Genomic DNA, 18,299 nt, shown 5'->3' on the forward strand with positions numbered 1-18,299 from the left:
ATCAGTGTATAAGGCGGTCTTAACTGTATTCATGCTATATGATTATGACCAAAATATCGACATTATTCTAGAAGCTTCTAAAAAATACATATTAAATTTATTCGTTGTGCTTATGTAGTATTTTGATGTCTTAATAGATGATATGGTATTGGCTTGTCCACTATGACTTATTTTTAACGTTTTATTTTTAGTGAAATTTGGACATAACTAGAGTAATAACAAGTAAAGGGGTATCTATAATGTTCGGGTTAGGAAAAAGGCGAACTAGACTTGGTAAATGGATTGATAAAAGAAACATTAATCAAGAATGGCTTGTAAGAAAGTCAGGATTAGGTAGAAGTACGATTGGTGATTTAGTAAACAACTCCGAAAGGTTGCCTACACAAAGAACTATGAAAAAGATATTACAAGCATTAAGAAGGATTGATCCTAATATTAAGAGCGAAGATTTTTGGGATATTTAAATATGCTTATTACAGTTCTTTTTTATTCCTTTAGAAAGTTTGTTTCTCCAAGTATATAAAAACAGGCTTTAGTAATCGTTTAAAAGCCTGTTTTTAATTCGCCGTTAAAACGGTCCTATTCATCAAATTGCTCCTCTTTACATGCTAGCGTGCTCGAAACATGTCATTAACACATTGAATGGCGATTTCTAGGGATTTATCAGTATTTAAACAAAAAAGCGACCTTATTGGCCGCCGTGATTCTACTCGCTATTTTCGAATAAATTAAAAGAAAGTTGCTCAGATCTTTTCCTATGGTAATAAGCATTTTTAACTCTTTTTACGTGCTCCCTATTTTTAACGTAATAATCTCGGTCGCGAACAGAAACGCAGCCTTTGCAGTATGGTCCAAGTTGACCAAATCCATCGCTTTTATGATGATAGTTCTTTGCATGTTTTAATTCGCCGCATTCACGGCAAGTTTTAGCGACAACTTGTCCGTCAGCGTCTGTAAAGTATACGAATCCTCTCGGCTTTTTTCTTTCCTCATATTCCTGCGCCAGTAGTTCTTCTCGTAGACTCATATTCGCTCACCTCCTCGGTTGCCTTGGTATTGCTACTTATTCTCTTTTATTATACGAATTAATTCCATTCGATACCAGTATGCAAATCTATTACCTTCTCCGCGTATGACAGTTTCGTCTCCTGCAGACGCCTGGATTGATTCAACTTTATCTAATTCTTTCTATGTTAATGATTACGCTGTTTCCATAACCCTTTGCAAATGCGCGGATGAAAGGTGTATAAACAGGCTACCTTTCATTATTTTGAGGTAGCCTGTTTTTGTGTGATTAAAAACACTTTTCTAGTACTCTATGTTAAGTTGATTTTAATTCCCCCAGAAGAGGAGGTGATTCTTGACCTTACTTCTTTTGTTTGTTTGGAAGACCCCTTATATTTCTCCATAAGTTCGTGAATGCTTGCTACTTGTATGATACGGATATGATCCGAAGATACTGCATAACGAACAGGTGTAATTAAAATTACAGAAGGGAAGATGGCTGCTTGATCTTCAGGCTGCCACTGCAACGTTTTCCACTCATCTGAAAAGAAAAACTCCTCGTATAGATTGATCTTCGCTTGCATTTTCTGTTCTGAATACTGATTTCGTTGAATTTCAACCCAAAAAGGGGATCCTTTAAAGATACAAAACAGATCTGGTTCGATACCTCCTTTTCGTCCAGTGGGCTTATCTTCCACAATGACCTGTTTAGGCGCACTGTACGTACACATTTGTTTATAGATATCTAGAATTGAAAGGAAATGGAGTATTTTCTGCGAGTTCTTTTTGATCTTTGCATCCACAGGCAAATAGGCGGTCGGAGAATACTGCTGTGTGCGTTCAATGAGTCCTAATCGATATAAACGTACCATGACACTATTACACGCATTTACAGGCGATTTCAGCTGTTTAAAGAAGCGTTCTACTAATGAGTCTCGATCCACAGCCCGAAACTGATTGATAAACCCAATGATGTCTTTATCACGCTGAGATAGTCGAAAACTCATCCCTGTTCCTCCTTCTCTAATAACCCAAAGATAGACTGTGACACAACCTCTAGTTGCGGTTCAGGATCTTTCACATGTGTTTTATAAGGGGAAAGCATTTCCTTACAAGCTTCTTCATCTAAGAAATAGGCTTGAAACTCTTTCACGTCATCAATCTTAATTTTCATACGACCTCTGGCAGCTGCATCAATTTCTTCTGCTCCGAGTACTCCAGCTACTTTCGCATTCGTCGCATCGGCTTGCCTTCCAGAGATCCGAACCCTTAAATTGGCTTTTAACGCAGAGTTTAATAAATCAGCATCCGGACGCTGCATGGCAATAATCGTATGAACACCTAGTGCACGACCTTGGCTGGCAAACTGTTGAATCATCTCTACAAGATCCGTTTCTCTCTTCACTATGGACATTTCATCAATTACCACAACGATACGAGGTAGCTTAAAAGGAAGCCTGCTGATATGTGTGACGCCATGCTCTAACAGTAAATCCCCTCGTCGATACATTTCAGCTCGTAACAACGCAAAAGGTTTTCTCATGTCTTTCGCTTCAAAGCAAAGCGCATCCACGTGGTCAATCCCATGAAATAAGCCCAAATCGGCTCGTTTAAGGTCCACTAAGACTAAGCGCAAGTCTTCAGGAGAGGTATACTTCACCCATGTGGTGAGAATCACGCGCATTAAGCTGCTTTTTCCTGCCCCAATTTCGCCAGAAATCAGTAACGTTTCTAAATCCGCAAAATCCCATGAAACAGGGTTTCCATAGATATCTTGACCAATGCATACTGGGAGCTCCATTTTCTCAATATAAGGATGAATGATCTCATAACTATAATTGAGCATCTTTGGTAGGCTTTTGTGATGAACAGTAATACTAAAGTTCTTTAAGCTGCCGTTTATTTCGATGTTGCTGCCTAATACTTGTCGTAAGGCCCATCTTTTTTTATTTAGAAGTTCAGGATTGATACCATTTAGTAAGGAAAAGGCGTACCGAGTGTACGTTTGATGGTGATCGATTCGATGAATCTTTGGAAACAGATAGGAGGTACGGTCCCCACGTTTCACCACCCGGTAAATCTCTGCCGTACGAAACGCTTTAAGCAATTGGCCACGCAATTTTAGTTTTTCAAACATCTAAATCCCTCCTCAAAACATAAAGGTCACAAAAAAGTAAATTAAGGCGCTATAGAAGGTGACAGGTAAGATAAAACGCATGACCTTTGCGAACTGATCCACAAGATCAATGACACCCCATCGCTCTAATACCCGTTCGATGATAGCAACCCCTAAGACAATGCCTCCTATGGTTAGAATAGTAGGGTCAAGCATGGCAAATGGACTAAATGGAACAAAGGAATAAGCCCTGAAGGGACGAGGTCTCGTGAGAGATGATTGGAGGGTTAAAGGAAAGATCTTTTGAAAATGAAACCTTTGTGTTTTTCTCATGTTGATACCTTCTTTCATTCTTTAATTTTTTTGCCTTTCACGCCTTAGTTATTTCAGCTCAACACATCCGGTCGCCCCCTTCGCCTCTTCGGCTCAGCTCCCTTACAGATTCCATGAAGGGCGTCATTACGCATATAAAGCTTGTATTAACGCGGTAGCGATACTGAACTAGACACTAATTAGATAATGAAGCTAAGATTCTTTAGATACTATGTAGCTACTGTAGTAAGCTTGCCTGTCCAGTCAAAAAATAAAAAAGAACCCTTACTGCAGTAGGGGATTAGTAGGTAGTTAGGTAAGATGCGCTCGGTTTTTATATGCTAGGGGTTGTCCTAATAGCTTATTCTTCTTATGAAATGGACGAGACATTTGATGTTGTCCAAGTGAACAAAAATAAAGGGCAAGCAAAACTACATGATCTTATGACATAAAGAGAAAAAACTTATAGAGGGAAAAAATAACAGGATTAATGAGTTTTAGCCGGGGGTAAAGTCAAATAACTATTTCAAAAGGAGAGAGTGATTTATGGAAATTCTATGGATGCTAATTGTAGGTGGAATTATCGGTTGGCTTGCCGGTTTACTTACAGGGCGTGACGTTCCTGGAGGCATTATTGGTAATATTATCGCCGGTTTTATTGGTTCTTGGTTAGGTGGTCTGGTCCTGGGAAGTTGGGGACCAGTTATTGGTGGTTTTGCCATCATTCCAGCCATTATTGGAGCAATCATTTTGGTGTTAATCGTAAGCTTTGTTCTAAGGAAAATGGAACAAAAAAAGAATCATGGTCATCATGCATGATAAATCGAAAAAAATTAAATTGGAGTGATTAAAAATGAGAGAAGAAAGTAAGTCTGTGTTAGATGATTTTGTTGAAGATAATCAATTTGAATTAGATTCTTACCTTACTTATTTGTTCGATCAAATTAATAATGATATCGAAGTTCTGTCAGAAGCTTAATGAGAAACCAGATATTTTATTATAAAGAAAAAGAGAAAAAAATAAATCAGAATATAACATAAACGGCCTTAGTAACTTTGGTTACGATACATAGGGTCGTTTATTGTTATGGAGAATGTTTAAAAATAAAGTGAAGATATCCTTCTCTATAGGCAATGCTCAAAGATTATTAATTACTTTAACTGCTGCTTTAGTAAAAATCTATTGGTCCTATATTTTGATTAAAGACCTTTCAAAGTGCGAAACAAAGGACTGTAAATATGATTAAAAAGGCGCCTCCTCTGTATGGAAAAGTCTGTCCACTATCAAAAAGAATTTATCTACCTTAATAAGCTAACTGTTTATTAAATCATTTTATAATAAAGGAGATGGAAGTGTGTTTGGATTCAGTGATATGCCTAAGTTCTTGTTTTCTTTCTTACTTGTACTACCACTTGTATCTCTTGTTCACCAATTAGGTCATTCTATCATGGCAATCTTTTTCGGAGGGAGAGTGGATTTTACAATTGGAAAAGGAAAAACCATTTTTAAATGGAAGAAAGTTAAAATAAAATCAGTTTACTTTTTGGATTCTTTTTGTGTATATGAGAAACTAAAATACGACAACCGATTTACCCATGCCTGTGTCTATGCTGGAGGTGCCATTGCTAATTTAGCCTTTATTTTCCTTATAAATGGCTTAGTTATGGCTGACATCCTTTCAGCAAGTCTCTTTTCTTACCAGTTTGTCTACTTTTCTGTTTATTATATTGTCTTCTCGCTACTACCCATCAAATACACAGAAACAAATTCAAGCGATGGACGTGCTATTTATGATGCATTGAGATATGGAAAAATAACATGTAACCCTGATTAATAAAGCTGAAATAATGATGTGAAGCGATAGGTTTGCGAAGCTACATGGGATTCACTTTTACGTAATGAAGTAGATGATAAAAATAAAATTACTTTAAATAATATGGTTAATCCAGCAATTAGTGTTGAAGTTGATAAATAATTGATATCAAAAAACCTTCTACTCCTGTCAGGTAGAAGGTCATTTGTGTGATTGAAATGTCATTGTATACCCTGCGAGAAAGGTAACACATTTATTCATTGCCAATAAAATTATTAAACAGAGTACATAGGAAAACCCTCTATCCTATAGATAGAAGGCAAGATAAAACATACTATAAACAAAGGTAGGTGACTTAGATAACTTTACATTTATTTTTATACCCAAAAGGAAAGAACTTAAACAGATAAAAAACCCTTCTACCCATAGAGAGTAGAAGGTCACATGGATCACATACTGTTAAAAAAAGTTAGTTGATTATAGATTTTAACCCGAAAAATAAAATTCAAACATCTTACATAAAAAATATGTGGTTGGCCTAATAGCTTATCTTTTTCATGAAATGGACGAGACATAAGGACTAAAGTAGAATGTGATGAGGAAAAGGGAGAGCTTGGTGAATCAAATCATATGAAACTAATACAAAAGAACCGACAATTGAATGCCAGTTCCTTTGTATTGTATAAATGTAGTCATTCTTCATCTTCATAAATAAATAAGCCATTTACCAAGGTCTCAAAATCAGGAGCTAATTCAAAAATAAGTGTGTCTGTTCCCCATTCTAAATCCATATAAATTATAGGAGGGTTATCTTTTGTATCCCGATAGTCAAATGCAACCCACCAATGTCCCTCTCCACATAGTAAAACAATATCTTTTGGTAACTCCCATTCTTCTATATAATAATCACTGGATAAAATGCCTTCTTTCCCTATTCCATAAATCTCAGGGACATTTACATGATCGTCTGCCCAATTTGTTGGAACGGAGGTAGGGTAGTCACAATATTTTAAAGAGCCTCCATTTTGCATTTTACATAACTCAATATAGGATTTTGGCAACTTCACACCCAACTTCTTTTCTGCATCGTTGACCATTTCTTCTGTTAATTTCTTTGATTGACTGTATCCATCATCCCAAATATCTCTCATTTCCCCAACCCTTTCAATCAATACCAACTAAATGCTTTTCTTCATGCCACATTCTCGACATTCACGTAAGAAAACGCCACCTTTTACGGAACTTTTGAAGTAAGCTGAGTTGCAGTTGTCGCATCTGCCACTGACCTTATCCGGAAATTCAGCGTAGTCATAAACTTTAGTAAGATCGATTTCTTGCTGCTGTTTCTCTTCCATGTCGATCACTCTTTTCTAATTGCCTTTTATTAGCTTACCACAAAAAGCGAAGGTGACATTATTTTATGTAAAACGAACATCAATTAGCTCACTTAACCTCATTTTATTTTTTAATTCGAATACTTCCTCGATAAAAACAAACAAATTCCCCAGGGAATCAACAGATTGGATGAATCCCTTTTCTGTAATACATTGTCCCTTTTTGTAGTATGTAAGATAAACTTGGCCTTTATTTTTACACACCTCACTATTAAAGATAAAGCTTAATTATCCTCCAATTTTACATCATTTCAATCTCCTTCTTTAACACACTTGCTGCGCTGTAAAAAGTGGAATTATATGTTTCATTTCCTTGTTATAAAATATAGAAGGTTAGTATCGTTCTTAATCATATATCTCAAATTTTTAGTCATATTAAGACCGGAAATTTATTAAACAGATGCACAAACTATGTTATAATGGTGATGGGAATAATACGTGAATTGCCTAATGTGTTCAACGTAGCAAAAAGCCACTTGTAGTATACAAGTGGCTTTTACTTATTAGAAATCTATATACTTTTATTTACAGTGATTAATTAAAGATAGAAAAAAATACATATAGACGAGGTGTAAAAAATGATTAATCTATATACGACAACCAGCTGCGTTTCTTGCCGAAAAGCAAAGGCTTGGCTTGAGGAACATCAAATTGATTATATTGAGAGAAATCTATCGTATGAACCTATTACAGAAGATGAAATTAAAAATATTCTTAGTATGACAGAAAAGGGTACAGATGAAATTATTTCTACAAGATCAAAGATCCCTCAAAAGTTAAATATAGAGATTGATGCACTGTCGTTACAGGGTCTGTATGATTTGATAAAGAACCATCCTTTTATACTTAAACGCCCTATTATCATACAAGATCGTAAAATACTGCAAATCGGATATAAAGAAGAAGAGATAAGAGCTTTTATTCCTCGGAAACTTCGTACTTTCACGATGACAGAACAGGCAGTAGTAGGTGATCATTAGAGGGTAATAGAAGAGCAATCAACGACTGCCTTAACTTCTAAAGTAGATTGTAATAAAAGGCATCGGCAGTGTAGTAAGGTATATATTTCAGATTCTAAAAATGAGTAAACACAACTACATCTACATAAAAAGGAGAAGGGTAAAAACTCTTCTCCTTTTACTATATAATCCTCTATATTTAGATACTCTTCTTCATGCCGCATTCCCGACATTCGCGTAAGAAAATACCACCTTTTACAGAACTTTTGAAGTAAGATGAATTGCAGTTGTCGCATCTGCCACTGACCTTATTATCAAGACCCAAATCGAAAAAAAACATAGAAAATAAAGGTTAATACATATTGTACATGACTAATATGTATTAACCTTTTAATCTTTGCTCAACAAACACGCCCGTTTGATGACTTCCTTAAACATCTATGGGCCTAACATCTGAAAACAATATCTAAGCTATCGTTGTAATTATCGGTTGATCCCTTGTAATAATTATTGTGTGCTCATATTGTGCACAAAGACTATTATCGGGCACACATAAAGTCCATCCATCCGAACTTTCAACTGTATACTCTGCTCCAGTTGATAAAAAAGGCTCAACAGTAATAACCATACCTTCTTTCAATACTCGTTTATCATGCTTGTCATAGATAGGTAAAATATCTTCAGGTGCCTCATGTAAAGACCTTCCAATGCCGTGACTGCAAAGATCCGTAAGTACCTTGTAACCACCTTTTTGGGCTTCATTTTGAATAATTCTTCCGATTTCATTCAATCTCACCCCATGTTTAAGTGAAGAAATAACTTTCATCATGGTATTGTGTGTGTATTGACAGAGACGTGTTACAGAAGGGTTATATAAAGGGATCTGAAAGGAATGACCTGCATCGGCAAAGTAACCATTTAACTCAGCAGAGACATCAATATTTATTAGGTCACCTTCTTGAATCTTCCGATTCCCCGGTATTCCGTGAGCAACTTCATGGTTAATGCTAATGCATGTGTTACCGGGAAAATTGTAGGTTATCTTGGGTGCAGAGACCGCACCATATCTTCTTAAAAAACGTCCCCCGATTTCATCCAATTCTTTGGTCGTCATTCCGGCACGTGTCTGATTTTTCATTTCACTTATTGTTAAAGCAACGATTTTGCCGATTTCCTTAAGCCCATCAATATCATCCTTACCTCCAACTGTCATATATGAACCCTCCAATTTTTTGATGTTTTCATTTTACCCAAAGTAATGTTTCCGATTCTACATAAACTGGTCCGATTGCTTAATATCACTTATTACAAAGTTACCAAACTCATACCACTCACCCCCTTAATCATGTTAACGCTCGATCTGAAGACCTCATCACGCCTCCATTTGCAACAAACTTAAGCTCCTTTATAATCTATACATATTAAACTATATGTATAGTATCTAAATAACGAATCTAATATGTATAAGAAAAGAGGATATATGCTCGTATATTGAACATAATACCCTCTTATTAGTTTAGTCTATTTAATGTTTATCTGGATATTCGGCATAATCATATACTTTAGTGAGATCTATTTCTTGCTCTTTCCCTTCCATTTTGATCACTCTTTTCTAATTGGCTCTTATTAGATTACCACAAATAGTGAAGATGACATTATTTTATGTGAAACGAACATCAATTAGTTCACTTAACCTCATTTTATTCTTTAACTCAAATACTTCATCAATGAAAATAAATTCATCCCCCAGGGCGTCAACAAATTGGATGAATCCAGTATCGCTTATATGTTGCCCGTTCTTATAATATGTAAGGTATACTTGTGTATTTGTATGTAGTGCCTCAATCAAGGTGAAATTGATTTGTTCCATTTGCTCTTCCTCCATGAGAAAATTCACTCTTACTGCCGGCGATGCATCCGCCTGGAAACGTTTATCTCAAAATAGAAGTCGTCCGATTCCATTTTGTTTATAAAAATCTCTCTGTCTATTTCTTCAAGCTCCCAATCTCTAGTGCTTTTATTACATATTAGTACACCATTGAATCCTTTTACTAACTCAATAAAGGTTGCTCTCCTATTTAAAAAGAAGTTGATACGCTTCATGGGTTCTAAAGTTATACCCTGGATTCTTTTATCGTTGTCCATCTCAGTAAATAAAGCTACTATCTCCGATATTTGTGTTTTTAGAAATGCTAAGATTTCTGGTGAATCTTTTATTAGACCTCTATCTTTCAACTCAACTGGGATGTTTTGTGCAGCAGCAGCCAGTTATTTAAACAATATAAAGTGATACTTAGTATCCGTAGGAAACTTTCGTAAAATCAGAAACACCTCATGTGTAATTCTATATCCCAGCTCAATGATTTCTTCAGGAGAAAGCTTCTCCAACTTATTTTTTACATTACCTATCAATATAGATGGATCTTTAGCATCCTGCTTTTCTGACTTATTTAAAAAAGTACTTAAAATAGTAAGTAACAAATTATTCACCTCTTCATTTTATTTCAGCATAGATTATTAAAATCCTTATTAAAATTCGATATCTTTTTTGCCTTTAGTACTAAAAAATATGAAAGCAGTAACGATAAGACTAAGTAATCGTAATTTGATGCCTAGAATATGCTTCACGTAAACTGAAAAGTGATAAAATAGAAATAAATTGAACGTACAAATATTTAGGGGGAGCAATAATGTATAAAGAAAAGTGGTACCATTCGCCTTGGATTATCGGCTTGTTATTCGGACTGTGGTTTTTTGTCATACCTTTAATCTTAGGAATTATCCTTATAATTAAACGCAATAAAGCTCTAAAGAACGCTCAAAACTTATGGAAAGATAATAACATTGATGAAATACTAGCTCTTCAATTTCCTATAAAAAAATTGAAAAAAGAGCTTGTTGAATTAGAGGAGAGTAAGGAAAAAAGACTTAATGAGTTAAATGAAATAGAAGTTATATCTAACCTGGTCGATGATAAAAAGCAATTAAATAATACGGTTGAGGAATTGAGAGCACAAAAAGACACTCTTTTAACTGAAGTTGAGGAAATTACATCCGTTGCAAACGCAGTTGAGGATAAGAAAAAGGTTATTCAGTCTATTGAAGAGTTGAATTCTAAGAAAACAGACGTTATAAATGAAATCTCGTTGGTACAAGAAGAGTTAATTTTATTAAAAGATGAGCAACTTATGCAATCATTTGGTTTTTATGAACCTAAATATGGATTCGAAACTTCAGAAGTTTATCAATCAAAGTTAGCTGATATTCGTAAGCAACAGCAACAATTAGTAAAATCCAAAGAGGCTACAAATCACTTCTTAGATTGGACTATTGGGGATGATAAGAAAAAAGGAAAAGAATTCATATTAGATACAATTAAATTAACATTACGTGCATTTAATAATGAGTGTGATAATGCCATTTCTAAAGTGAAATTTAACAATATAGAATCGAATGAAAAACGAATTAAAAAAGTCTTTGAAGAACTAAATAAACTTACTGATATGCAACAAGTGTCTATTAAAAGAAAGTATTTGGAATTAAAGCTGGAAGAATTGTATTTAAAATATGAGTTTGAACAAAAGAAACAAGAAGAGAAAGAAGAACAACAGGCTATTAAAGAACGCATGCGCGAAGAAGCAAAAGCCTTGAAAGAATTAGAAAAAGCCAAAGAAAAAGTTGAAAAAGAAGAAAAACACTTTGTTCAAGCTATTGAAAAAATGAATGAACAGCTTTCAACTTCTAACGATAATGAAAAAGAAAAATTGTTAGATAAACTTAGAGAGCTAGAGAGACAGCTTGAAGAAACAAAGAAAAATAAAGAAGACGTTTTATATCGAGTGCAAAATACACGGGCCGGTTATGTTTATGTTATTTCAAATATAGGGTCTTTCGGTGAAAATGTATATAAAATTGGAATGACTAGACGTCTTGAACCAATGGATCGTGTAAAGGAGCTAGGTGATGCTTCGGTTCCTTTTACATTTGATGTTCATGCTATGATTTTTAGTGAAGATGCTCCTACTCTTGAAAATGCTATCCATAAGGCTCTGACCCATAAAAAAGTTAATAAAGTTAACGATAGAAAAGAATTTTTCAGAGTTAGCCTTCAAGAAATTGAGGATCTTGTTAAAAGTAATCATAATAAAACAGTTGAGTTTACTAAATTAGCTCAAGCTGAAGATTACAGAAAATCATTGACCTTAGAAAAAAATTTGTTACAAGAAATTTCATAATGATTTTTATATTTTGCTAACTAAAAGTATAAAGTGGCATAATATACGTTTATTTACGGACTAAATAAAGACGTATATTGACAGTTCTCAATAACAATGTGCTCTGTCGAACATGAAAGAGTTATGGGAGGATTATAATGATTATTTTTTTAATTATATTTGCATTATTAGCTGGGATGGCTTTACCTACTCAATTTAGTGTCAATGCTCAATTGAGATCTGTCGTACATTCCCCTATCATTGCCTCAACTATTTCTTTTATAGTAGGTGCAATTGTTTTGCTTCTTATATCTTTGTTCGGAAAAGGCATGAGTGTAAATAAAGAATGGCTCGCAGCACCTTGGTGGGTATGGACTGGAGGCCTGTTAGGAGCTTTTTATGTAGTTGCATCCATTGTACTTATACCTCGTCTAGGAGCTACTGCTACAGTTGCTTATATTCTTGCAGGTCAAATGGTTGCTTCTACTTTAATTGACCATTTTGGATTAATAGGAGTGCAAATGCATTCTTTAAGTATTCCTAGAGTGATAGGGGTACTTTTAATCATTTTTGGAGTTATCATCATTCAAAAATTTTAAAATGTATTAATAGAAGAAAATAGTTTTGAAATCGACTATAAACCTAACGTAATAAAATATAAAAAATAACAAATGCTTACCTAAACAAGCACTAACTGTTTCCTATTTTAGTCAGTGCTTGTTTTGAATAAGTTTTTATTATGATTACGCTTATACTCCATATATTTTTGACGATATTTTTGACGCGCTTTTCCTCTTATTCTACCAAAAATGTTCGTAAAATTGTATGATTTCCAAAAGACGTTCGTAATTAAATTTTAAACTTAAACGAACGGTAAAAATGATAGAATTTATATTCAAAACAAATGTCCGTAAACGTATACTTTTACAGACGATGTATTTGATTCTGTTTCAAAACGTTAAAGGAATAAAGTCAAGGATTTCCTTTTAATTCTTCTTGTCTTAATTTTTATCTTCTTCTTTCAGGTTCTTATACAACTAAAGGGGCAGTTTGATTGAGGAAGGGATCAGATGGTTTTTTCTAATTGCTGTTTCTTGTTTATTTGGTATGAGTGCATCTGTAGAAGAGTTTGATTCATTAATTGAAACAATGGAAGAAAATAATCCTGAAGAAACTAAACGAATAGAAGAAACGTTTGGCGATACCCCTAAGTGAAAGTTAATGGATACCATTTTGATACGCAGCAAATGTTTTGGGGATTATTGGTTAGTTATAATTCTTTACTAATCGTTCTAAAAATGTTATTGTTTAATCATGGTTTGAAATTTATGTCTTTATTTTAGAATGTTCATTCTACAATAGATTATGACGTTTGTTTTTGTTAGTATTGACTCATGGATTTTTTTAAGGAGAAATAAAATGGCTAGAAGTAAAGAATTCGACGAAAAAGCAGTATTAAGAAAAGCAATGGATCTTTTCTGGGAACAGGGTTATGAAAAAACATCCATGCAAGATTTGGTGGATCATATGGGGATACACCGCAGGAGTATATATGACACATTTGGTGACAAGCGTTCATTGTTTTTAGCTTCCCTTAATCACTATGAAGAGCTCATCGTCAAGAAGATGGAAAGTATAATTAGCAGCACTTCATCCACTAAACAGGCGATACGTGATGTTTTTATTTTCGTACTGAATGCCATTGAACAATACCCAAAAGGTTGTCTATCAGTAAATGCAGCCGTTGAATTATCTTTGTTGGACAAAGAAATTGGACGCATAGTTACAAAAATGTTTAACCGTACTGAAGATATGTTTAATAACCTTATAAAACGGGGCCAAACTAGTGGAGAACTATCAAAAGAAATCGATTCTGATAACACATCTCGTTTCTTACACAACAATTTGGTAGGTATAAGAGTACTAATAAAAACTAATTATGATAAAAAAGAATTAGAAGGCATCATCGCTCTAGCACTTTCAGTGTTAGACTAGCTTTCTTTTTTTGTCTTTTTTAGAACGTTCATTCTAAAATTAATATGAAACAAACCATCATAATGCATACTTATAAAATCGTATTTTTAATTTCTAAGGAGGAACACAAAAATGACAAACTTTAAAATACCAACAGAATCAGAATTTATTGAAGCAGATGGAATTCGTTACGCATATAGAAAATTTGGTACACAAGATGGTATACCAGTAGTATTTCTTGTTCATTTTAGAGGAACGATGGAAAACTGGGATCCAAATATGATTGAACCTATTGCAAATACACGCCCGGTAATCTTATTTGACAATAAAGGAGTTGGTGAGACTGATGGACTAACGCCTACTACAATTGCTGATATGGCAAAAGATACAGCAACATTTATAAAAGCTCTTGGATTAGAACAAGTTGACATTCTTGGTTTTTCCATTGGTGGCATGGTTGCACAAGAGCTAGCTTTACTAGAAGGAGATTTGGTAAGAAAAGTTATCATGGCAGGTACTTCGCCTGAATCTGGCATTAATCCAAATCCAGAGATTTTTGAGAGAATGAATCGTCACGGCGGAACAGAAGAAGATGGAATAAATGATTTTATGTTCTTTTTCTACGAGCAAACCGAAACAAGTAAATCTGCAGGAATGGCTTCACTACAAAGAATTTTCAATCAGAAAAAAGTAAACAGTTCAGAACAAGTAAAAGAGGCACAATTACAAGCCATTGCAAAATGGGCTAAACAAAAATCTAATCATGATTATGAATGGTTACAAAACATCAAACACCCTGTACTTGTTACTAATGGGGCTAATGATGTGATGGTACCGACTAAAAACAGTTATATCTTAACAGAGAAATTACCCAAAGCACAGCTGATTATATATCCTGATTCTGGTCACGGACATCTGTTTCAATTTCCAGAACTATTTGCAGAAAACGTAAATTCATTTCTTGATTCTAATTCTTACTAAAAGGGAGTATTCATATGAGCAGATTATTTGAAAAAGTTCGTATCGGAAACATTTATTTGAAAAATCGTATAGGAATGGCTCCGATGACTAGAAGTAGAGCTTTACTAGATGGTACCCCGAACGATTTAGTAGCAGAGTACTATGGTCAGCGTGCTTCAGTTGGATTAATTATAAGCGAAGGAACCCAACCTTCAGATGATGGGCAAGGTTACACTAATACGCCTGGTATTTATACAGAAAACCATATTAAAGGATGGAAAAAAGTAACTTCTAAAGTTCATAGTGAAGGCGGTCATATTTTTATTCAGCTTATGCACGTGGGACGTGTATCACACCCTGATAACACCCCCCACCATCGCCAAGCAGTTGCACCATCAGCTATTGCACCTGGTGTAGAAATTTTCACGGCAGAAGGAATGAAAGAAATTCCAACACCAAGGGAATTGAGTGAGCTTGAGATAAAAGATGTTATCAATGAGTTTCGTTTAGCAGCACGTTCAGCAATTGAAGCTGGTGCAGACGGAGTTGAAATTCACGGAGCGAATGGTTATCTGATCCAACAATTCCTTAGTGAAAACTCCAACCATCGTCAAGATGCATACGGTGGTACGATTGAGGGACGTTCTCGATTCGCTATTGAAGTAGCTAAAGCAGTTGTTGATGAAATAGGAGCAGAAAGAACAGGCATCCGTTTTTCTCCTCAAGGAACACCGCAAGGCATTGATGAGGGAGAAAATAGCCTTGAGATGTATCACTATTTAATAAGTGAATTAAATAAGCTTAGCCTTGCATATCTGCATTTAATGCACTTTGGAAACGAACAATTTCTAAAAGATGTGCGTCAACTTTGGGATCAATCACTTCTTGTTAACCGCCCAGGTCGTCCTCTAGATCAACTTTCGTCTGATTTAGATAATAATCTTGCAGATGTTATCACAGTAGGCACTTGGGTACTAGCTAATCCAGACTTTGTAGAACGGATTCAATCAGGTGCTCCCCTAAACGAACCTGGTAAAAATACGCTCTATGCAGGAGGAAAAGAAGGTTATACAGATTATCCTTTCTTAAAATAATTTATTTAATATGAATATCCCATCTAGGGATATTCATAATCTTTTTTCTTAGGTTCGTTATGAAAAGATACACGATTCAAATCTCCAGAATAAAAGCAGTTATTAGAAAAACTAATAAAGCTACCTACATAAGTTACATAATATGCTTTTTAAATCTCCAGAATAGACTTAAAAAGTCTTGTTTGATTATTGGAAGGGTAATACCAACATTCATCAACTCATCTCCTCCAAATAGCTCTCCTGTATCAACATTTTGATAAACATAATTTGGATTTAAACCTTTAAATTTTATAGTTCGAATAGGAGCTGCTGGTTGAGATAATACTTTGAAATAACTAGCTACTGCTTCGGATTGATCTTCAGAAACAAAATTCCATGCGGCTTCATTCCCATCAAAAGGGTTAAATATTCTATAAAATCTACCAAACTGAATAAGTGATCGAATTTCTTTATACAAGGTAATTTGTTGTTTAACTACAGTTTTTTCTTCATCAGTTAACTTGGTTAAATCTAGCTCATAACCAAGGTTTCCAGACATGGCGACATACCCTCTTGTTTCAAGTGGAGTAACCCTTCCAACTTGATGGTTTGGAACAGATGAAACGTGTGCTCCCATTGTGATAGGTGGATAAACAAGACTTGTACCATATTGAATTTTTAAACGGGAAATTGCATCTGTGTTATCACTTGTCCATGTTTGAGGCATATAATAGAGCATTCCTGCGTCAAAGCGCCCTCCACCACTTGAACAACTCTCAAATAATATATTTGGAAACCTTTTTGTGATTTCTTCCATTATTTTATATAACCCTAGTATATAACGATGTGCTGTTTCACGCTGTCGTTCAGGCGGTAATGCTGCTGACCCTACATCTGTCATATGACGATTCATATCCCATTTTACATAGGTTATGGAAGCACTAGATAAAATATCTGACAATGCTTTTATGACATAGTCACAGACTTCCTGCCTCGATAAATCTAAAACGAGTTGATTTCTCCCTAAGGTATGAGGGCGATCTGGTACATGTAAACACCAATCTGGATGATTTCGATATAAATTACTATCTATAGAAATCATTTCAGGTTCAAACCATAAACCAAATTCCATACCTAGATTACGCACACGATTTGCAAGATCTTCTAAGCCTTTTGGAAGTTTACGATGGTTGACTACCCAATCCCCTAATGAGCTCTTACTATCATTACGTTTTCCAAACCAGCCATCATCTAATACAAATAGTTCTATTCCTACTTTTTTTGCTTCATTAGCAATTTGTTCAATTTTGTCTGCATTAAAATCAAAATAGGTAGCTTCCCAATTATTAATTAAAATAGGACGGACGCTATCTCGAAATGGCAGGCGGCATAGCCTTTTACTATATAATTCGTGATAGATACTGGACATGTCACCTAATCCTTTTGCTGTATACACCATTACCACTTCAGGCGTTTGAAAGGTTTCCCCTGGTTCTAATAACCACGAGAAATCCAAAGGGTTAATCCCCATAGATACTCTTGTATTATGATATGGGTCTACTTGAACTTGTGCAGTAAAATTCCCACTATAAACAAGGTTAAACGCATACACTTCACCCTGATCTTCATCAGTACCTTTTCTTACTAGTGCTAAAAATGGCGCTTGTTGAGGACTGCTGGCTCCGCGGCAACTATCAACCATTTGAATTCCTGGTACAATTTTTCGTCTTTGAATATTTTTTTCGTTGCTATGAGCACCAGACAATGTGATTAATTCATATTCATCATCACGAAAGTCAACACTAGTACTTAACGCTCGAAGAAATTTCAAGTTTTGTACTCCTTTATTATCAAATCGAACAGATCTAGTGATAACATCGCGCTCTTCATACAGACTATATGTTAACGTAGCAGTCAGTCCCAGCAATTCATCTTCCATAGTAATCTCTAGTGTTTCTGCTTCATTTTCATCGTCTACATATGTAGACGGTAGCCCTTTCAAATTTGGTTTTCCTTTATAAATTTTGTATTCTTTATAACGAAGGTCTGTCACAGTAGAACCATTTTCTAGTTGTATTTGATAAGCTGGAGTTCTAAAATCACCATTTCCATATGCAGGATATTCTTGAGGTAGCGTATCTAGCGAAAACGTTCGATCTAGCGCATCTGGGTTAGGTGAAAACTCTCGATTCATAAAGATAATTTTGTTACTCCCACGGTATGAACGAACATTCTTCCCCCAGTATAAGTGGGCTAAATAGCCATCTCGTATAACTTGCATAACATAGCTCGTGTTTTTTCCTTGCAAATGAAATAAAAGTTGTTCATCATCGATGTAAATTGTCATAATAACCTCCCACGTATAAGTAAATATCGCTTATTTTAAGTTATAATATATCGGATATTATTTAGTGAAATATGTTGTATTTCTTAATGTTTCTGTATTCATTTTATTAGTTTTATTTACATATTTATATG

Annotated in this window: 20 protein-coding genes and 1 pseudogene; 11 read left to right on the forward strand and 10 right to left on the reverse strand. The window is 34.8% G+C overall.

Annotation, left to right across the window (positions count from 1 at the left end):
- Window positions 1-239 precede the first annotated feature (239 nt).
- The gene (locus ACFX4W_RS01210) at window positions 240-464 is read left to right on the forward strand and encodes a helix-turn-helix domain-containing protein (protein WP_095380539.1); all 225 of its coding nucleotides are present in this window, start codon (window positions 240-242) and stop codon (window positions 462-464) included.
- A 242-nt stretch (window positions 465-706) separates the two neighbouring features.
- On the opposite strand, the gene ACFX4W_RS01215 is transcribed toward ACFX4W_RS01210, so the two are convergent.
- The 4 genes from ACFX4W_RS01215 to ACFX4W_RS01230 form a co-directional block, all read right to left on the reverse strand.
- The gene (locus ACFX4W_RS01215; protein WP_143256208.1) at window positions 707-1,027 is read right to left on the reverse strand and encodes a hypothetical protein; all 321 of its coding nucleotides are present in this window, start codon (window positions 1,025-1,027) and stop codon (window positions 707-709) included.
- A gap of 289 nt (window positions 1,028-1,316) precedes the next feature.
- The gene (locus ACFX4W_RS01220; protein WP_377559098.1) at window positions 1,317-2,012 is read right to left on the reverse strand and encodes a hypothetical protein; all 696 of its coding nucleotides are present in this window, start codon (window positions 2,010-2,012) and stop codon (window positions 1,317-1,319) included.
- Window positions 2,009-3,142: an FtsK/SpoIIIE domain-containing protein gene (locus tag ACFX4W_RS01225; RefSeq protein ID WP_377559100.1), complete on the reverse strand. Its 1,134-nt coding sequence runs from the start codon at window positions 3,140-3,142 to the stop codon at window positions 2,009-2,011. Before ACFX4W_RS01225 ends, ACFX4W_RS01220 begins: the two co-directional genes overlap by 4 nt.
- Before the next feature lie 12 nt (window positions 3,143-3,154).
- Window positions 3,155-3,454 (reverse strand): hypothetical protein, encoded by a 300-nt coding sequence (locus tag ACFX4W_RS01230; protein ID WP_377559101.1) that lies wholly within the window; start codon window positions 3,452-3,454, stop codon window positions 3,155-3,157.
- 525 nt (window positions 3,455-3,979) lie between these two features.
- Here ACFX4W_RS01230 and ACFX4W_RS01235 point away from each other — a divergent pair.
- From ACFX4W_RS01235 to ACFX4W_RS01245, 3 genes are all read left to right on the forward strand, one after another.
- Window positions 3,980-4,252 carry a GlsB/YeaQ/YmgE family stress response membrane protein gene (locus tag ACFX4W_RS01235; protein WP_377559103.1) on the forward strand — a complete coding sequence of 91 codons (273 nt, stop codon included), beginning with the start codon at window positions 3,980-3,982 and terminating at the stop codon, window positions 4,250-4,252.
- A gap of 34 nt (window positions 4,253-4,286) precedes the next feature.
- Entirely contained in the window at window positions 4,287-4,412 is a 126-nt protein-coding gene (locus tag ACFX4W_RS01240) for a hypothetical protein (protein ID WP_274598754.1), read from the forward strand.
- Between the two features lie 376 nt (window positions 4,413-4,788).
- Window positions 4,789-5,268 carry a site-2 protease family protein gene (locus ACFX4W_RS01245; protein ID WP_377559104.1) on the forward strand — a complete coding sequence of 160 codons (480 nt, stop codon included), beginning with the start codon at window positions 4,789-4,791 and terminating at the stop codon, window positions 5,266-5,268.
- Between the two features lie 671 nt (window positions 5,269-5,939).
- Here ACFX4W_RS01245 and ACFX4W_RS01250 read toward each other — a convergent pair.
- Both ACFX4W_RS01250 and ACFX4W_RS01255 read right to left on the reverse strand, forming a co-directional pair.
- Window positions 5,940-6,398 carry an SMI1/KNR4 family protein gene (locus tag ACFX4W_RS01250; protein ID WP_377559106.1) on the reverse strand — a complete coding sequence of 153 codons (459 nt, stop codon included), beginning with the start codon at window positions 6,396-6,398 and terminating at the stop codon, window positions 5,940-5,942.
- A gap of 27 nt (window positions 6,399-6,425) precedes the next feature.
- Window positions 6,426-6,602, reverse strand: a complete 177-nt coding sequence (locus tag ACFX4W_RS01255; RefSeq protein ID WP_377559108.1) for a DUF8096 family protein — start codon at window positions 6,600-6,602, stop codon at window positions 6,426-6,428.
- Between the two features lie 617 nt (window positions 6,603-7,219).
- On the opposite strand from ACFX4W_RS01255, the gene spxA reads away from it, so the two are divergent.
- Window positions 7,220-7,621: a transcriptional regulator SpxA gene (gene spxA / locus ACFX4W_RS01260; RefSeq protein WP_377559110.1), complete on the forward strand. Its 402-nt coding sequence runs from the start codon at window positions 7,220-7,222 to the stop codon at window positions 7,619-7,621.
- A gap of 178 nt (window positions 7,622-7,799) precedes the next feature.
- Here spxA and ACFX4W_RS30685 read toward each other — a convergent pair.
- From ACFX4W_RS30685 to ACFX4W_RS01270, 3 genes and pseudogenes are all read right to left on the reverse strand, one after another.
- A pseudogene (locus ACFX4W_RS30685) lies at window positions 7,800-7,913 on the reverse strand (DUF8096 family protein); the annotation flags it as partial.
- A 153-nt stretch (window positions 7,914-8,066) separates the two neighbouring features.
- Window positions 8,067-8,813: a type I methionyl aminopeptidase gene (gene map, locus ACFX4W_RS01265; RefSeq protein WP_377559111.1), complete on the reverse strand. Its 747-nt coding sequence runs from the start codon at window positions 8,811-8,813 to the stop codon at window positions 8,067-8,069.
- 447 nt (window positions 8,814-9,260) lie between these two features.
- Window positions 9,261-9,485: a YolD-like family protein gene (locus ACFX4W_RS01270; RefSeq protein ID WP_377559113.1), complete on the reverse strand. Its 225-nt coding sequence runs from the start codon at window positions 9,483-9,485 to the stop codon at window positions 9,261-9,263.
- A gap of 805 nt (window positions 9,486-10,290) precedes the next feature.
- Between ACFX4W_RS01270 and ACFX4W_RS01275 the strand changes: the two genes are divergently transcribed.
- From ACFX4W_RS01275 to ACFX4W_RS01300, 6 genes are all read left to right on the forward strand, one after another.
- The gene (locus ACFX4W_RS01275) at window positions 10,291-11,835 is read left to right on the forward strand and encodes an SNIPE associated domain-containing protein (RefSeq protein WP_377559115.1); all 1,545 of its coding nucleotides are present in this window, start codon (window positions 10,291-10,293) and stop codon (window positions 11,833-11,835) included.
- A gap of 137 nt (window positions 11,836-11,972) precedes the next feature.
- Complete coding sequence (locus tag ACFX4W_RS01280; RefSeq protein WP_328261659.1) at window positions 11,973-12,413, forward strand: DMT family transporter; 441 nt, start codon at window positions 11,973-11,975, stop codon at window positions 12,411-12,413.
- 451 nt (window positions 12,414-12,864) lie between these two features.
- Window positions 12,865-13,029: a hypothetical protein gene (locus ACFX4W_RS01285; protein ID WP_377559118.1), complete on the forward strand. Its 165-nt coding sequence runs from the start codon at window positions 12,865-12,867 to the stop codon at window positions 13,027-13,029.
- Window positions 13,030-13,233: 204 nt separating this feature from the next.
- Window positions 13,234-13,809 carry a TetR/AcrR family transcriptional regulator gene (locus tag ACFX4W_RS01290; RefSeq protein ID WP_377559120.1) on the forward strand — a complete coding sequence of 192 codons (576 nt, stop codon included), beginning with the start codon at window positions 13,234-13,236 and terminating at the stop codon, window positions 13,807-13,809.
- Between the two features lie 111 nt (window positions 13,810-13,920).
- Window positions 13,921-14,769 (forward strand): alpha/beta fold hydrolase, encoded by an 849-nt coding sequence (locus ACFX4W_RS01295; protein WP_377559122.1) that lies wholly within the window; start codon window positions 13,921-13,923, stop codon window positions 14,767-14,769.
- Window positions 14,770-14,783: 14 nt separating this feature from the next.
- The gene (locus tag ACFX4W_RS01300) at window positions 14,784-15,842 is read left to right on the forward strand and encodes an alkene reductase (RefSeq protein ID WP_377559124.1); all 1,059 of its coding nucleotides are present in this window, start codon (window positions 14,784-14,786) and stop codon (window positions 15,840-15,842) included.
- Window positions 15,843-15,975: 133 nt separating this feature from the next.
- Here ACFX4W_RS01300 and ACFX4W_RS01305 read toward each other — a convergent pair whose 3' ends face one another.
- Window positions 15,976-18,168: an alpha-galactosidase gene (locus tag ACFX4W_RS01305; protein WP_377559126.1), complete on the reverse strand. Its 2,193-nt coding sequence runs from the start codon at window positions 18,166-18,168 to the stop codon at window positions 15,976-15,978.
- Window positions 18,169-18,299 lie beyond the last annotated feature (131 nt).

It is taken from the genome of Priestia sp. YIM B13489 (assembly GCF_042787645.1).
GTDB lineage: Bacteria > Bacillota > Bacilli > Bacillales > Bacillaceae_H > Priestia > Priestia megaterium.

Coding starts and splice junctions, on each gene's coding strand:
- ACFX4W_RS01210 (WP_095380539.1), top strand. CDS start 240: ATGTTCGGGTTAGGAAAAAGGCGAACTAGACTTGGTAAATGGATTGAT.
- ACFX4W_RS01215 (WP_143256208.1), bottom strand. CDS start 1,027: ATGAGTCTACGAGAAGAACTACTGGCGCAGGAATATGAGGAAAGAAAA.
- ACFX4W_RS01220 (WP_377559098.1), bottom strand. CDS start 2,012: ATGAGTTTTCGACTATCTCAGCGTGATAAAGACATCATTGGGTTTATC.
- ACFX4W_RS01225 (WP_377559100.1), bottom strand. CDS start 3,142: ATGTTTGAAAAACTAAAATTGCGTGGCCAATTGCTTAAAGCGTTTCGT.
- ACFX4W_RS01230 (WP_377559101.1), bottom strand. CDS start 3,454: ATGAGAAAAACACAAAGGTTTCATTTTCAAAAGATCTTTCCTTTAACC.
- ACFX4W_RS01235 (WP_377559103.1), top strand. CDS start 3,980: ATGGAAATTCTATGGATGCTAATTGTAGGTGGAATTATCGGTTGGCTT.
- ACFX4W_RS01240 (WP_274598754.1), top strand. CDS start 4,287: ATGAGAGAAGAAAGTAAGTCTGTGTTAGATGATTTTGTTGAAGATAAT.
- ACFX4W_RS01250 (WP_377559106.1), bottom strand. CDS start 6,398: ATGAGAGATATTTGGGATGATGGATACAGTCAATCAAAGAAATTAACA.
- ACFX4W_RS01255 (WP_377559108.1), bottom strand. CDS start 6,602: ATGGAAGAGAAACAGCAGCAAGAAATCGATCTTACTAAAGTTTATGAC.
- spxA (WP_377559110.1), top strand. CDS start 7,220: ATGATTAATCTATATACGACAACCAGCTGCGTTTCTTGCCGAAAAGCA.
- map (WP_377559111.1), bottom strand. CDS start 8,813: ATGACAGTTGGAGGTAAGGATGATATTGATGGGCTTAAGGAAATCGGC.
- ACFX4W_RS01270 (WP_377559113.1), bottom strand. CDS start 9,485: ATGGAGGAAGAGCAAATGGAACAAATCAATTTCACCTTGATTGAGGCA.
- ACFX4W_RS01275 (WP_377559115.1), top strand. CDS start 10,291: ATGTATAAAGAAAAGTGGTACCATTCGCCTTGGATTATCGGCTTGTTA.
- ACFX4W_RS01280 (WP_328261659.1), top strand. CDS start 11,973: ATGATTATTTTTTTAATTATATTTGCATTATTAGCTGGGATGGCTTTA.
- ACFX4W_RS01290 (WP_377559120.1), top strand. CDS start 13,234: ATGGCTAGAAGTAAAGAATTCGACGAAAAAGCAGTATTAAGAAAAGCA.
- ACFX4W_RS01295 (WP_377559122.1), top strand. CDS start 13,921: ATGACAAACTTTAAAATACCAACAGAATCAGAATTTATTGAAGCAGAT.
- ACFX4W_RS01300 (WP_377559124.1), top strand. CDS start 14,784: ATGAGCAGATTATTTGAAAAAGTTCGTATCGGAAACATTTATTTGAAA.
- ACFX4W_RS01305 (WP_377559126.1), bottom strand. CDS start 18,168: ATGACAATTTACATCGATGATGAACAACTTTTATTTCATTTGCAAGGA.